This is a genomic window from Prochlorococcus marinus CUG1435 (assembly GCA_017644375.1).
In the GTDB taxonomy this organism is placed as follows: domain Bacteria; phylum Cyanobacteriota; class Cyanobacteriia; order PCC-6307; family Cyanobiaceae; genus Prochlorococcus_A; species Prochlorococcus_A marinus_AH.
In genome coordinates, this window is record JAEPLP010000001.1 from 1,237,425 (window position 1) to 1,252,012 (window position 14,588).

General features: G+C 31.2%; 16 protein-coding genes. 8 read left to right on the forward strand and 8 right to left on the reverse strand.

The window, feature by feature from the left end; all coding sequences use genetic code 11:
- Nucleotides 1-13 precede the first annotated feature (13 nt).
- The 4 genes from JJ844_06970 (at nucleotide 14) to JJ844_06985 (ending at nucleotide 4,578) form a co-directional block, all read left to right on the forward strand.
- Complete coding sequence (locus JJ844_06970; protein ID MBO6975415.1) at nucleotides 14-1,522, forward strand: hypothetical protein; 1,509 nt, start codon at nucleotides 14-16, stop codon at nucleotides 1,520-1,522.
- A 91-nt stretch (nucleotides 1,523-1,613) separates the two neighbouring features.
- A complete protein-coding gene (locus JJ844_06975) occupies nucleotides 1,614-2,273 on the forward strand; it encodes a hypothetical protein (protein MBO6975416.1) in 660 nt (219 codons plus the stop codon).
- Nucleotides 2,274-2,345: 72 nt separating this feature from the next.
- The gene (locus JJ844_06980; protein ID MBO6975417.1) at nucleotides 2,346-3,674 is read left to right on the forward strand and encodes an O-acetylhomoserine aminocarboxypropyltransferase/cysteine synthase; all 1,329 of its coding nucleotides are present in this window, start codon (nucleotides 2,346-2,348) and stop codon (nucleotides 3,672-3,674) included.
- 13 nt (nucleotides 3,675-3,687) lie between these two features.
- Entirely contained in the window at nucleotides 3,688-4,578 is an 891-nt protein-coding gene (locus JJ844_06985; protein MBO6975418.1) for a homoserine O-succinyltransferase, read from the forward strand.
- Between the two features lie 5 nt (nucleotides 4,579-4,583).
- On the opposite strand, the gene JJ844_06990 is transcribed toward JJ844_06985, so the two are convergent.
- Both JJ844_06990 and JJ844_06995 read right to left on the reverse strand, forming a co-directional pair.
- Entirely contained in the window at nucleotides 4,584-6,149 is a 1,566-nt protein-coding gene (locus tag JJ844_06990) for a SulP family inorganic anion transporter (GenBank protein ID MBO6975419.1), read from the reverse strand.
- A gap of 30 nt (nucleotides 6,150-6,179) precedes the next feature.
- Complete coding sequence (locus tag JJ844_06995) at nucleotides 6,180-7,454, reverse strand: FAD-binding protein (protein MBO6975420.1); 1,275 nt, start codon at nucleotides 7,452-7,454, stop codon at nucleotides 6,180-6,182.
- On the opposite strand from JJ844_06995, the gene JJ844_07000 reads away from it, so the two are divergent.
- Together JJ844_07000 and JJ844_07005 are read left to right on the forward strand one after the other, a co-directional pair.
- A complete protein-coding gene (locus tag JJ844_07000; GenBank protein ID MBO6975421.1) occupies nucleotides 7,424-8,656 on the forward strand; it encodes a sirohydrochlorin chelatase in 1,233 nt (410 codons plus the stop codon). The two genes, JJ844_06995 and JJ844_07000, sit on opposite strands and share 31 nt — an antisense overlap.
- Nucleotides 8,657-9,008: 352 nt before the next feature.
- Entirely contained in the window at nucleotides 9,009-9,266 is a 258-nt protein-coding gene (locus tag JJ844_07005) for a DUF2811 domain-containing protein (GenBank protein ID MBO6975422.1), read from the forward strand.
- Here JJ844_07005 and JJ844_07010 read toward each other — a convergent pair.
- Nucleotides 9,253-10,893, reverse strand: coding sequence for a GMC family oxidoreductase (locus JJ844_07010; protein MBO6975423.1), 1,641 nt, complete (start codon nucleotides 10,891-10,893; stop codon nucleotides 9,253-9,255). The genes JJ844_07005 and JJ844_07010 overlap by 14 nt on opposite strands.
- Nucleotides 10,894-10,999: 106 nt before the next feature.
- Between JJ844_07010 and JJ844_07015 the strand changes: the two genes are divergently transcribed.
- Nucleotides 11,000-11,473: a pentapeptide repeat-containing protein gene (locus tag JJ844_07015; GenBank protein MBO6975424.1), complete on the forward strand. Its 474-nt coding sequence runs from the start codon at nucleotides 11,000-11,002 to the stop codon at nucleotides 11,471-11,473.
- Between the two features lie 2 nt (nucleotides 11,474-11,475).
- On the opposite strand, the gene JJ844_07020 is transcribed toward JJ844_07015, so the two are convergent.
- The 3 genes from JJ844_07020 to gloA all read right to left on the reverse strand — a co-directional run bounded on the left by JJ844_07020 (nucleotide 11,476) and on the right by gloA (nucleotide 13,019).
- Nucleotides 11,476-11,868: an LEM domain-containing protein gene (locus JJ844_07020; GenBank protein MBO6975425.1), complete on the reverse strand. Its 393-nt coding sequence runs from the start codon at nucleotides 11,866-11,868 to the stop codon at nucleotides 11,476-11,478.
- A gap of 2 nt (nucleotides 11,869-11,870) precedes the next feature.
- Nucleotides 11,871-12,368, reverse strand: coding sequence for a VHS domain-containing protein (locus JJ844_07025; GenBank protein ID MBO6975426.1), 498 nt, complete (start codon nucleotides 12,366-12,368; stop codon nucleotides 11,871-11,873).
- A 261-nt stretch (nucleotides 12,369-12,629) separates the two neighbouring features.
- Complete coding sequence (gene gloA, locus JJ844_07030; GenBank protein MBO6975427.1) at nucleotides 12,630-13,019, reverse strand: lactoylglutathione lyase; 390 nt, start codon at nucleotides 13,017-13,019, stop codon at nucleotides 12,630-12,632.
- Between the two features lie 133 nt (nucleotides 13,020-13,152).
- Between gloA and JJ844_07035 the strand changes: the two genes are divergently transcribed.
- Nucleotides 13,153-13,587 (forward strand): hypothetical protein, encoded by a 435-nt coding sequence (locus tag JJ844_07035; GenBank protein ID MBO6975428.1) that lies wholly within the window; start codon nucleotides 13,153-13,155, stop codon nucleotides 13,585-13,587.
- 28 nt (nucleotides 13,588-13,615) lie between these two features.
- Here the strand turns inward: JJ844_07035 and JJ844_07040 are convergent, their stop codons facing one another.
- Together JJ844_07040 and JJ844_07045 are read right to left on the reverse strand one after the other, a co-directional pair.
- Entirely contained in the window at nucleotides 13,616-13,945 is a 330-nt protein-coding gene (locus tag JJ844_07040) for a hypothetical protein (protein MBO6975429.1), read from the reverse strand.
- 7 nt (nucleotides 13,946-13,952) lie between these two features.
- Nucleotides 13,953-14,537 carry a hypothetical protein gene (locus tag JJ844_07045; GenBank protein MBO6975430.1) on the reverse strand — a complete coding sequence of 195 codons (585 nt, stop codon included), beginning with the start codon at nucleotides 14,535-14,537 and terminating at the stop codon, nucleotides 13,953-13,955.
- Nucleotides 14,538-14,588: the final 51 nt, after the last annotated feature.

Below are 14,588 nucleotides of genomic sequence, written 5' to 3' on the forward strand. Positions count from 1 at the left end.
AGAATTTCCAAAAATGAAGAATAATTTCATAGAAAACATAAATGATAAAAAATATTTTTATTCATTGATTGAAGATATAGAGAATAGCAAAGTTGGATTTTACAGCGTTGGTTTATATCCTGCATCTTTAGCATATAACTGTGCTATGCATGGAAATTCAAAAAATATTCTCTTAGCTCCTAGGGAAGATAGAGATTTGTTAGGCGCTTTCTCAAATGATGTTCTTTCTGATATGGATAATGAGACTGTTGAAAAGATTAAGAGAATGGGACATCCTACATCAGAAGGAATAAGAAAGTCTTTTGATCTAAAAGATCTTCTCTTGAGATGCGAAATAGTTATTCTTGCTTCAAATAGTAATCATATACAAGATGATGTTAAACATGCTTTAGAACTAAGAAAAAGTTTAAAAAGAGAAAATGTGGTTCTTGGATGTCTAGTCGGTTCTTTTTGCATTGATAATGAGAGTAAAAAACCTATTATTCTCTGTAATAAATATCCAAATTTAGCTTTTTTTACAGGATTTCATCGTCACGGGGCCTTACGAAATCCTAATGATAGTTTTACTGCAAATTTCTGCCATCCTGATGCTCTAACTGCTTTAATAGGAGCTCGTATTTTGAATCAATTGTCACCGAAAATTCAAGTTTCTCCTGGAGTTCATAATATTGAATGTCAATATATAAAATCAATAAAAAACATCTCATCCATATTTGCAGGTTTTATAAATAACTTTCATTCCGATAAGCCAGGAATGTTACCTAGTATTAATACGATATTATTGACTCAATGTTTAGATCAGGCCGCTTCTGTATCATTACAAGTTAGGAAAGAAAATAAATTAGAGAACAAATATCTTTCATTAAAAGAACTTGGTTATGGTGAAGAAATAATTAGTGCAAAGGAAATAATTAATGACAAATCTTGTGAAAAAGGAGATTATACTTTCTCTCAGTTAAATGCTGTTAAGGCTGACGTCTTAGGGAGCATGACACTACCAACGGAAGGAAAACCAACAAGGAATTTTCAGGCAGGACAAGTTTTATCAGATATGCTTTTACAACTCAAAAGATGTCCAAAAGATGTCTCAGAATTTGTAGATTGGTGTAACAAATACTCTCTCAGTCAAGGAGGTTTAGAAGGTCTAAAATCCTTAAAATTTTGGCCAGACATTTATAAAAAATTCAAAATTAAAAATAATAACTGTTCAATGATTAATATGATTTATTTATGCTTTAATGCTAATTCAGAAGAAAAAAAAGAAATTTATAAGGTTTTAATTAGTTCAGAAGAAATCACTAATTTTTGCCAAGAATCTGTGAAATCTGAATTATCTTTAGAATTAAATGAAAAATTAAAAGGAGATTATCTTTTTAATGATATTGAAATGTTTTACAAGAAATTTTTTATTGACAAAGAGGAAAATGATCTTAAAAATCATGATTCTAGTAATCAAATTTCTAAAAAAAATCCAAGTTTTATTAATGTATTAAAAATAATAAATAATTATTTTAATAATTGATTATTTGTTGAGTTTACAAAAAACTAAGTTTTTCATTTATTTACTAATCTTGATTGCAGGGTTAGAATTATTATGGTTTTAAAAGGTTTTTTTGAAAAAGGAATTATCACATCGTTCTCATGAACTGAAAGCTCTTGGTTGGAATCAAGAAGATTTAACAAGATACGAAGATTTATGGGACTATAGTCAAAGATGGGGATTAATAAATTTAGAAAGGGAAGACAGACAGTTTTTAAAGAAAGCAGAAAAGTTACTCCCAAAGATTCAAAATAAAAAGATATCAGTTAAAAAAAATATTGAAGAAAAATCATATTATTTATGGTTAAATTTTTACCTAGATGAAATTAATATTTTTAGTAATTCTAATCTCCCAAAAAATAAACATGGTGTTTGGACACTCTTAATTGAAGAAGAAATAAAACTTCTTAAGGAATTACAACCAGTTATGGGTCTTCCAGATACTTTAAAAGCCAAGAATCTATTCGAAAATAGAAAACAGCTCATAAATAAAGCGTTTAGCGAATTTGACGCTAAAAATAACGATAAGGTTTTCAACTTTGATGAGGTTTTAAACAACTCTGAAAAAGATGTTGGTAAGAATTGGAAATCAATTACTGAAAAAGATCCTGAGGCTAATAAAACTTTTCCAATAATTGAATCTGCAAATATTGAGAAACTCAGATCTGCGATAAAAGAGGATTTGAGTATATATATGAAAGATAATTACCCCTCATTAAAAAAGGATTTATAAATATTTATTTTTTTTTTGTTTTTTTTTTGGACTTTTCTAAGTTAAATAGATAATAGGATTATTTAAAAAATTTTGAGCAACCAAAAGTTCGAGACACTTCAATTACATGCAGGCCAAGTGCCTGATCCAACTACAAATTCTAGAGCAGTACCCATTTATCAAACTAGTTCATATGTCTTTGATAATGCAGAGCATGGAGCTAATCTTTTTGGATTAAAAGAATTTGGAAATATTTATACTCGACTTATGAACCCCACCACAGATGTCTTCGAAAAAAGAATGGCAGCTTTGGAGGGAGGAATGGCAGCACTTGCGACATCCTCAGGACAAGCTGCTCAATTCTTGGCAATTGTGAACTGCATGACAGCAGGAGATAATTTTGTCTCTACATCTTTTCTATATGGTGGGACCTACAATCAATTTAAAGTACAATTTCCAAGATTAGGAATAGAAGTTAAATTTGCAGATGGTGATAGTATCGATAGTTTTAGAAATAAAATTGATGATAAAACCAAAGCAATATATGTCGAATCAATGGGAAATCCTCGGTTCAACATTCCAGATTTTGATGGACTTTCTGCTTTAGCAAAGGAAAATGGAATTCCTTTAATAGTTGATAATACCCTTGGTGCTGGTGGTGCTTTAATAAGACCAATTGATTTTGGAGCCGATGTTGTTGTAGAAAGTGCAACGAAATGGATCGGTGGACATGGAACAAGTATCGGAGGGGTTATTGTTGATGCCGGAACCTTTGACTGGGGAAATGGTAAATTCCCACTAATGAGTGAGCCAAGCGCTGCTTATCATGGGCTCGTTCATTGGGACGCTTTTGGTTTTGGTAGTGATATCTGCAAATCTTTGGGAGTACCTGATAATAGAAATATAGCTTTTGCGTTAAGAGCAAGACTTGAATGCCTGAGAGACTGGGGATCAGCTCAAAGTCCTTTTAATTCGTTTTTGTTATTGCAGGGTCTGGAAACTTTAAGTTTAAGAATAGAAAGACAAACTTCTAATGCTCTTGAATTAGCAAAATGGTTGGATTCTAATTCTAATGTAAGTAGTGTTAATTACCCAGGCCTAGAATCTGATCCATATTACTCAAGTGCCAAAAAATACACTACTGGAAGAGGAATGGGTTGCATGCTTATGTTCTCTCTTAATGGGGGGTATGAAAATGCAGTAAAATTTATTGATTCCTTAAAATTAGCGAGCCACCTTGCTAACGTGGGGGATTCAAAAACATTAGTAATTCATCCTGCTTCAACAACTCATCAGCAATTATCTGAAGAAGAACAATTATCTGCAGGTGTTACTCCTACGATGGTAAGAGTTTCTGTAGGAATTGAGCATATTGATGATATAAAAGCAGATTTCGAACAAGCACTTTCACAAATCACATAGGAAAGGAGATTTATTGGCTTTAATAATTCCTAGTAACTATCACAAGATTAGTGATGTTGAGAAAAATCACATATCTTGGATTGAACCAGAATTGGCAAAAAGACAGGATATACGTCCTCTTAGGATTGGTATTTTAAATATTATGCCTCTTGGCAAGCAGTATGAATTTAACTTACTACATCCACTTGGTTTATCTCCTCTTCAAATTGAGCCAGTTTGGATAAAGCTTGAAACTCACTCTTATAAAACTTGGGATCTTAATCATCTAAATAATCTATACATAACTTGGGAAGAAGCAAATAATCCAGAACTGTTAGATGGAATCATTATTACTGGAGCACCTATTGAGCACCTAGCCTTTGAGGAGGTTAAGTATTGGGATGAATTTGTAAAAATTGTAAATGAAGCCAGAAATTCTTGTGCGAGTACTCTTGGATTATGTTGGGCGGGCTTTGCGCTGGCTTATTTAGCAGGGGTTGATAAGCAAGTTTTTGATAGGAAATTATTTGGGGTATTCCCTTTAAAAAGTCTTGTTCCTGGACACCCATTGATGGGTACACAAGATGATGAATTTATATGTCCTCAAAGTAGATTTGCTGGATTACCAGATTTGGAAATGGAGAAGGCCCAAAAAGAAGGGAGATTGAATTTGTTGGCTTATGGAGAAAACGTCGGATATACAATATTTGAATCTAATGATCAAAAACAACTTATGCATTTAGGTCATCCTGAATATACGGTGCATAGAATTATTAGTGAAATTGAAAGAGACAAAGAAAAGGGAGATGTTCCTCCTCCTAAAAATTTTGATCTAAATAGTTCAAAAACCGCTTGGAGATCCCATAGGAATTTGCTTTTTCAGCAATGGCTTTGGTTTTGTTATCAACAAGTTAGTCTTAATTAACTTTTTTAATGAGCGCTTTCTATACCACCTAGTCTTTCAAATAAGTTAAGACTTTCTTTATTTAATCCTACAATTTCAACTTTAGAGCCACCATTCTGGAATTTTCTAATAATTTGCTCAAGAGCAACAACGCCACTTTGATCCCAAATATGAGCTGAAGACATATCAATTACAATATTTTCAGGATGTTCATGAATATCAAATCCTTGTAAAAAATAAATTTTACTTACAAAAAATAACTGTCCTTTTACTTTGTAGGTAATCAAATTATTTTCTTTAGCTCTTGAGACAGTTATAACTTTTGCGACTTTTCTGCTGAAAAGAATTGCAGCTAATGCAACTCCTGCAATAACTCCAAGCGCAAGGTTATGAGGTTTTGTAAGCATTGTAACTGCAAATGTCATAAGCATTACTGCAGTATCGCTTTTAGGTATCTTTCTAATATTTTTTAATCCATTTATATCTGCTGTACTTATTGCGATTGTTATCATGATTGCTACTAAAGCAGCCATTGGTATTGCTCCAATCCAAGACTTCAAGAGGATAATCATAATTAGTAAAGATATACCTGAGGAGAGGGTTGATAATCTAGATTTGCCACCATTTTCAGTATTCATAACAGATTGCCCTACTAATGCACATCCTGCCATCCCACCAAATAAGGATGCCACAATATTCGCGATACCCTGTCCTCTTGCTTCTTTATTTTTATTAGAACTTGTATCAGTTACATCGTCTAAAATATCTTGAGTTAAAAAGGTTTCCATTAAACCCACGAGAGATATTGCTAGTGAGGTCGGTAAAATTATTCCTAATGTTTCAAGACTAAAAGGTACTTTCCCATTTTCTATTGATCCAAAAGGGAGAGAAATACTTGGTAATCCATCAGGTAATTTACCCAAATCACTAACTGTTGGGACATCTAGATTAAAGAATATGCTTATAAGAGTAATTACTACTATTGCGATAAGTTGAGATGGGACTACTTTTGTGATTTTTGGAAGCCCATAGATAATTACTAATCCCAGGATTACAAGAATCCAAACTACTGGAATCTGAGAGTTAATTGGATATTGACTGATAGTTTGTTCAACTAATCCTTTTGATTCTTTAATACCTATTCCTAACTGAGGTAGTTGTGCTTGAAATATTAAAAGTGCCAATGCATTTACAAATCCACTTAATACTCCTGTTGGGACGAATCGCATTTGGTAGGCAAGTCTTAAATATCCCCAAAGAATTTGGAATATTCCAGTTAATATTCCTGCTGCAATAAGATATGGGACTCCTAATCCAGGAGCTTGTGATTCTCCATAAGCAACAAGTCCAGTCATTAAAAGAGCTGTTGAACCTGTGGCTGAAGTGATCATCCCCCTTCTTCCTCCAACAATCGCAATTGTTATAGATAAGCAAAATGCACCAAAAAGGCCAACTTTAGGATCTACACCAGCTATACCTGAAAAAGCAATTGCTTCTGGGATCATTGCAAAAGCAACAACTAAGCCAGAGAGTATATTTGACTTTGGATCATCTAACCAATTTTTAGATAAATATCTTGAGAAATTTGACATTTTAAGTTTATTTATAATTAAGAAGTTACCTCATAGAGGAGGCAAAATACCTTGTGGGTCAAAAATATTCTTTAAAGTTTTTAATTCGTTCACTCTATTTCCAAAGGCTAATGTAATTTCTTCTTCATGAGAATTCAAATGATTATGCAATTGGGCTAAGTGAATATTTGGATAAAACCTTTTTAGCTTGCTCCATGATTTATAAATCCATTCCAGAGCGACTTCTTTTTCTTGAAGATCATTTTTTTTCCATGATGCATATATCCATGGTTTCCAAGTACTTTTTCTATGAACAAAAAAGCTTGCTCCATGATTTAACTTTTTAGTTTTGCCACCTAATTGTTGAGAAGCAATATAACAGGAATTATTAGGTTTACTATCCATTATTTCACTCAAACATTTTATAAAAATTGGGATATCATTTTTTAAATCTTCTCCAAGAAGACTAATTACCTCAGAATGGTTATTTGCATTTAGCTCATATAAATTCAATTCCTTTGGAAAAAAATTAATTTTGTTAAAGTTTTCATAAATTTGTTTTTCTAGAGCAGGAAATTTGTCTAGAAGCATTAAGTTTTCTTCTGTTCTTTTATCTTCTAAATTACTGAGTTCAGCAAAAATATATATATAAATTTTTTGAGCATAAATCCATTGAAGACTAATATTTTCTGGAAATTCCTCTGATAGTTTTATTATTTCTGAAAGTTCATTTAGATTTACAAATCCTTCAATAACCTTTATTGGATTAGATTGGATAGTTTTAAGTTCTATTTCGGTAATAATTGAAAAGAAGGGTGCTGCGCCTTTAATTGCTTCCCAAATCAATTGTTCTTCTGGATTTATTTGATTTTTTTTTAAAGAGATAAATGTGCCATTTCCCAAGAAACCTTTTATTGATTCAATATTATCAATTGCTAATCCGTAAGCTCTACTGAGCGGGCTTACTCCACCAGTGAGTATATAGCCTGCTCCAGGAAGTTTAGAAAGTCCGATTGGAAAACTTCGATTATGTTTTTGTAAATGATTTACTAGATCCCCCATTATTACTCCACCTCCAATTGTTACTAAATTGGTTTTTCTATCTAGGTGAACTTTGTTGTAATTTTTTCTTAGATCAAGAGTTGTAAAACCATTTTTTGCACAGCTAGAGGTTGTACCTCCACTACATACGCAAAGGTGCTCGAATTCTTCATTAGAATATTTATCCTCATAAAATAAGGACTCATCAACGTCATAAATTAATTTCTTTAATTTTGCATCTTTTGAGTTGATATTTGGAACTTCAAGCAAACTATTATTTTTCACTACATGATAATGTTCTTTACTATTATGGTATAAGTAATAACTTGATTTTGGATAATTTAGATTCGAAGTTAAATAATCAAGTCGCGATACTTATCTGTGGACACGGGAGCAGAAATAAACTAGCCATTACTGAATTTCAAGAATTAACTAAGTTTATCCAACAAAGATATCCAAATTTTTTGGTTGAATATGGTTTCTTAGAATTCGCTAAACCTTCACTTGTTGATGCTCTAGACAAATTAAAAGATCTTTCTATAAAAAAAGTAATTGCAATACCCGCAATGCTTTTCGCTGCTGGCCATGTGAAAAATGATATACCTAGCTTGCTTATGAATTATTCAAGTAAAACAGGTATTGAAATAATTTATGGAAGAGAATTAGGTATTAATAATTTAATGATTAGTGCAGCTTGTGAAAGAGTTAAAGATGTATTTAAACAAAATAATACTCTCAAACCTGAAGAATCATTATTAGTTGTTGTTGGTAGAGGTTCTTCTGACCCAGATGCGAATTCCAATGTTTCAAAAATTACGAGAATGATCGTAGAAGGTATTGGTTTAGGGTGGGGGGAAACAGTCTTTTCTGGGGTAACTTTCCCTCTAGTTGAACCTGGCTTGAAAAATGTTGTGAGACTTGGTTATAAAAATATAATAATTTTTCCTTATTTCCTTTTCTCAGGTGTCCTTGTCACAAGAATAAAAAGGCAAAGTGATTTAGTTGCTATTAATAATCCAAATATTTCATTTATACATGCAAAATATCTTTCGTCACAATCTTATGTGGTCGACACTTTTATAGAAAGGATTGAGGAGATTCTTAATGACGAAGGTAATAATTTTATGAATTGCTCAACTTGTAAATATAGATCAAATTTATTTGGCTTTGAAAAAGAAGTTGGAATGGTACAAGAAAGTCATCATGACCATGTAGAGGGCTTGGGTATCAGTTGTGATTTATGTGATCCTGAATGTAATGGTGCTTGTGAAACACAAAATCAAATCCCAACTCATAACCAAGAAAAATCAAACTCAAGAGGAGGAGATAACTTAGAACATGAACATGTAGAGGCTCATCAACATGAACATAATCACTATCACCATCACCATAGTATTTATCCAAACTCAAAACACCCTTTAGGACCTGTCACGCTTCGCTTGCCTAATGAAGACCAAATCTTAAGAAAATCCGTTGAAAATCAATGAATCACCTGTCTCTTTCTTGACTAAGTCTTAATAGACTCAGTATATATAAGTATTCTTAATGTAAAATTCAGAAAGTATTTTGAGCTAGATTTTCCACAATTTACAGGTTGTTTTCCACGTCCAAATCCACATTGGATTAGAGATGCCAGCATTTTTAAAAAAAAACAGGACTTCAACATTATTGTTGACTTTTTTTTAAGAACTATTCAATTTCCTTATTTAAAGAGGCAGTTTTTTAAAAAAACAATTTATAGCATGAGTCTCATTTGATAATAGGAAAAGTTTCATGACAGATATTTTTTGATTTTTTTGGAAAAAAATATCATTATAGTTATGTTGAAAATATAAATTTATGGATCAAATCAGCCAATCAAATTTAACTAAAAAGAAACTCATAGAGTGTTCTTCAAAAAAAGTCTCATTAGAAACAGAGCTTTCAGAAACTCTTTATAACACTATGAAAGATTTCGTATTAAGTAATCCAACTTGGGATCAATATAAGCTTATAAATTCAGCATTAGCAACTTTTCTCGTTCAAAACGGATGTACAGATAATTCTGTCTCAGAAATTTATTTAAATCAATTATTTACACCTTCTAAGTCCTTTTAATATTTAAACATGCTCTTCTACTCAAGGCCATCATTGTAAGTGTGGGGCTTTGCCAAGATGATGTGGGCCAGCATGCTCCATCTAGTACGAGTACATTCTTACATCTCCATAATCGATTAAATTTATCAACTACGCTATTTTCTTCATTCAACCCCATTGGTGCTCCCCCTACCTCATGAATGTAATATCCAGGAGGAGGAGGACCATCTGAAAGTGCGATCAAATTTTTTGTAATTAAACTCCCTAATGGGATATTCATTAGTTCATTAATATTTTTTATTTCTCCATTTGCAGCTTTGATTGATTTTCGTATTGTATTTTCCATATGTTTAGCCATGTTTAACTCGTTTTCGCTCCATTCGAATTCAATGTTTGGAATTGGGACACCCCATTCATCTGTTTTTCTTGAGAGAGAAACTGAGTTTTTCTCTCTAGGAAGGACTTCACCATGGGCTATGAGAAAACCAATGGATGTGTTTGTATCTTTTTGCAAAAATTTAGGAATCCCTAATCTATCAATTGCTCCCCAGATTCCATAACCTCTATGGAAATTTATGTCGTCAATCTTGGGTAAATTTGAACCGAATGGAATAAAGAAGCTGCCTGCTCCAGAAAGATCGGGAAGATTATCTAATGGTTTTCCTGAGTTTTTTGATTTTGGGACTGAAAAAAATCTACAGATAGATATATGGTCCATAAGGTATTTACCTAATTTTCCAGAATTATCTTTAAAACCTGAGGAGTTTGATTTATATTCTGAGTTCAGAAGTATTCTGAGTGTTGAAATTGTTGATGCGCAAAGGAGGATTAAATCACAATTTAATTCTTTTTTGCATCCATTTTCTAAGTTTACGATCGTTAGTTTTGATGCAAGCTCTGTTAGCTTGTTAATCTCAAAAGACTCTACTAGATAATTAGAGATTATTTGTACATTTCCAGTATCCAAAGCTTTTTTAAAAGTGCTTCCTATACTTGAGGATTTGGGCCATTCTTTATCTTTTACTGATGAATTACGATCAAAGCCTCTTGATTGGATAAATGGATAGTTTAATTTCGATTTAACTTTGCTTCCGAAAACTTTTTCGCTTTCTGTAAGAGGTATTTCACCAATATATTTACCGTTTGGGACTTCCTTAATATCATCCTTTCTTCCATAGATTCCACAGAAACTTTCAATAAAATCATAGTGAGGGGATAATTCATCGTATGAAATAGGCCAGTTTGGTCCGAATCCGTCTTTTTTTGCGGGTTGAAAATCTTCTGAAGAAAGTCTTAATGTTATGCCTCCCCAAGTTAATGATCTTCCCCCATATTGTTTACCTTGAGTCCAAAGAAAGGGCTTTTTCTTGGGGAAGTCATAAGGATGTTTCAATTCATTTGAATATAAGTCAGGATTATTTTTCCAATAACCCGGATGTTGGCGTTGATTGGCATGTTTTTTTGTTAAAACTCCTGATAATCTTTTTAATGTATTTTTGGGCTCATAATTACTAGCCTCAAGCCTTTTAATTTTTGGTCCGGCTTCTATTACTAAAACTTTTATCCCCTGTTCTGCCAATGTAAGTGCTGCTATTCCTCCTGTAGCGCCAGAACCCACAACAATTGCATCATAAGGACTTATATCCAAAACCTTGTTCATGATTGATTATTTCAATAAATATAGCATTCAGTAAATAATTAATTTTTAGATTTCAGCTTAAGAAGTTAGAATTTGTTGAAATACTATTCAAAAAATGAGATTTATAATTTTAACTGTTTTAATGATTGTTATAACTCTCCCTTCTAAAAGCTTTGCTGCATTGGATTATGGTAAACAATCCTTGGTAGGAGCAGATTTTTCTGGATCCGATTTAAAAGGAGCAACTTTCTATTTGACAGATTTACAAGACGCAAATTTATCAGATTGTGAGCTCCAAAATGCTACTCTTTATGGAGCAAAACTCAAAGATACCAATTTAAGTAATTCCAATTTAAGAGAAGTAACATTAGATTCAGCTGTTTTAGATGGAACAGATTTATCAAATACTAACTTAGAGGATTCTTTTGCTTATAGTACACAGTTTGAAAATGTAAAAATCCAAGGTGCAGACTTCACAAATGTTTTTCTGCCAAAAGATATTGTTAGGAAATTTTGTGAAAGTGCCTCTGGTACTAATCCATTCACAAATAGAGAAACTAGAGAGACTTTGGAGTGTGATTACATCTAAATTTATGCACATAAAAGTTCTTTTTTAATTTTTCTTTGTTTATAAAGTGATCTTCCAATAGGCCAACCTAATATAGACAAGTGTCTCATTAAAGAAATTGAGTATTCGAAATAAAGATTGTCTGAATATTTGATACCAAGTTCTTTTATAGTGGTAATTAATAAAAATAGATCTTTCTTGTTGCCTTTTTTCATATCTAATAAGATTGATGCCTCACTAGATATTTTTTTTTCTAGAACCTTTTCATTTTCAGCAAAACCAACTTTAAGTGAATTAAATTCATCATTGTAAAGAGTATAAATTATTCCATCTTTGAATTTATCTGTAGAAGTATCTACTTTAAAACTTGATGATATCAATGTTTTGTATCCTTTTATGATTTTTCTGTTATTCATAATTATTTGATTTCATTTTGAGCTATTTCGTATTTCTCCAATAGATTGTTTATTTCTGCTAGTGCGATCCTCTTTTGACAGGCGGAGTCATATCTATTTACTGCTACAGAAGGTATTGAACCTTTGCTTTTCATTTCCCTTATTCCAGTTTCTAAACACTGAAAAGCAACACTCGAAAGATCCCGACCTTCTGCTGCAGCCCAAACTTTTAAAAGATAAGTAAGATTTGATGGAACTGAGATCTGTACTTTGTTTGAATTTGAAGTATTTAATGCAATATCATCGAGACTAATTTCTTTAGAGGAAATAGTTTCTTTAACTTTTTTCTTCAAAACTTTTACTTGGCTTGTAGCGTCCTCTTTATTCTTGACTTTTTGTTCTATTTCAAATAACTCCTCTTCAGAGTTAATTAAAGCTTCTAATGCCCATTTAGCATCATCTTTTGTAATGGCAGTTCTCTCAAGCCATTCATCTCTTATCTTTGACCAATTACTAGGCATAAACCTTATACGATACTTATATAATAAGTTAATCTAAATAGATTGTCTACAAATTCTAAATAGAATTAATATAGATTATAAATTTAAATTCTTCTCTTTATCTTGCCTTATTTTAGAAATGATGTTATTTATCAATTAAAACTTTAGAATTAATCCAATATATATGTATTTTTCCCCTTAATTGCAAAAAAAAATTATTAGATAATTCAATCTTTTTTTAATTTTTTTGATCTGTTTATTAAATTAAAAAGTTCTGAGCTTTTAATCTCTCTCAATAAGTTCAATTTTATATCCATCAGGATCCTCAACAAAAGCCAAGAGAGTATTACTGTTTTTCATCGTTTTAGGTTTAGTTGTTATTTTACAGCCATTATTTTCTAATCCTTGGCAAATAAGATGAATATCTTTTACTCCAATAGCTATATGACCGTATTTATCTCCAAGCTCATAGTCTTCTGAATTTTTGTCCCAGTTATAAGTTAATTCAATTACTGTATTTTCTTTCTCTGAACCATAGCCAACAAATGCCAAAGTGAATTTTCCATGAGGGTAATCCTTCTTTCTTAATAAATTCATTCCTAATCTATTGACATAGAAATCAATGGATTTATCTAAATCTCCAACTCTCAACATAGTATGTAGGATACGCATTTTGACTTATGAACATTAATCAATTATCTAATATTGAATAGCTATCTGCCAAAGTTGATATTTTAGAGATTAAGTGTTTAATTGAGTTCAGAAAAAGTAGGTTAAGATATTAGTACTAAATTTCAATGATATATTGAATCAGATTTTCCAAAGACTCTCATCAGCATTTTTGTATACTTTGCCTTTAAAGGCATCAATACCTTTTGGATATTATTTGTTTTATAAATATTCTTTTTTAAAAATACTATTATTATTAACTTTTCCAATAGCAATAATTGAAAAATCTTTGCCTTTTGGGAGTTTTCTTTTATTTATAGTTTTGTTTGTAGGATTATCAAGAAATCCAAAAGTTCCCTATTTCGTAAGATATAACGCATGCCAAGCCTTACTTATTGATATTGCTTTGATAATAATTTCATATCTCTTGAGAATATTTCCGATAGTTGAATTAGGTTCAATTATTTTTATATTTACACTGTGTATTTTTATTTATTCGATTTCTCAATGTATTTATGGAGTTGAACCTGAAATACCATTTATTAGTAAATCTGTAAGAATGCAAATTTGAAAGGTTAATTATATGAACTATTGACTTTTTAGCATTCATTGAGAATTGATTCCCATCTTTGTTGACTTGCCTTTATAGCTTGCATTGGTGGATTAGTCCCATCTATTTCAAAAGCTTTAATTAATGATTTATTAGCTAATAGGCCTAATCTTGCTGCCTCTCTTTGCCTTGAACATACTTTTTGTCTTGATCCCTGTTTTAGATTATTTTCAATTTCTTTAAGAATTTGGCTAGCTTCATTCGATTTAGAATAAAAATCATTCATATATACATCAAGTGCAGTATCCGCAAGAATTTTAACTGGAGAGATTATTGTGATAAAGAACACTATAAAGCTTGTAAATATAAATGATTTCATAGGAATCCTAAGTAAAATTTTTGCTTGATTTTTTCAATATAAGATAAAAGATAAGGACGCTTATTGATCCAGATGGGCCTATAAAAATGTGCCAAAATTGATCACCACTTGTTGCGAGATTTTTTCCAAAGTATGTTGTAAAAACAATTCCAAACATTGGGTAAAGGATTAAGAGCCAATCTTTAAAAGTTCTTTGCCAATTAATTATTAGAAAAATACTTAGAATAGCTTGAAAAAAAAGAGTAATAGTTTTATCAAATAAAAAATATGAGACTATTGAACATAAAGAAATGCAAAAGTTAGTTATTTGAATAAACTTATTTTTTATAACTGATATTGATAAACATGTTAGGCCTAAAGATAGGAATGAATAAAATAACCAATTAAATAAAGAGGAATGATCTACATAAATCCAAGATGTTTTAGTATGGTCTATCATTTCAAAAATTGAGGCTAATCCTAAAAAAATAAAACCAAAAGGTATTAATTTGTTCCCACTTATATGTTTGAATTTATTGATCGATTTTATCCCTAATACTATTGGAATGACCGTTGCTTGGAAATGGACTAGAAATAAAATTGGAAAAAACAAAATAAATCCTTTACTCAATTATTCTAAAAATTAAATATAAAAAAATTCAAC

Coding starts and splice junctions, on each gene's coding strand:
- JJ844_07015 (MBO6975424.1), top strand. CDS start 11,000: ATGAGATTTATAATTTTAACTGTTTTAATGATTGTTATAACTCTCCCT.
- JJ844_06970 (MBO6975415.1), top strand. CDS start 14: ATGAAGAATAATTTCATAGAAAACATAAATGATAAAAAATATTTTTAT.
- JJ844_07005 (MBO6975422.1), top strand. CDS start 9,009: ATGGATCAAATCAGCCAATCAAATTTAACTAAAAAGAAACTCATAGAG.
- JJ844_07025 (MBO6975426.1), bottom strand. CDS start 12,368: ATGCCTAGTAATTGGTCAAAGATAAGAGATGAATGGCTTGAGAGAACT.
- JJ844_07020 (MBO6975425.1), bottom strand. CDS start 11,868: ATGAATAACAGAAAAATCATAAAAGGATACAAAACATTGATATCATCA.
- JJ844_07040 (MBO6975429.1), bottom strand. CDS start 13,945: ATGAAATCATTTATATTTACAAGCTTTATAGTGTTCTTTATCACAATA.
- gloA (MBO6975427.1), bottom strand. CDS start 13,019: ATGCGTATCCTACATACTATGTTGAGAGTTGGAGATTTAGATAAATCC.
- JJ844_06990 (MBO6975419.1), bottom strand. CDS start 6,149: ATGTCAAATTTCTCAAGATATTTATCTAAAAATTGGTTAGATGATCCA.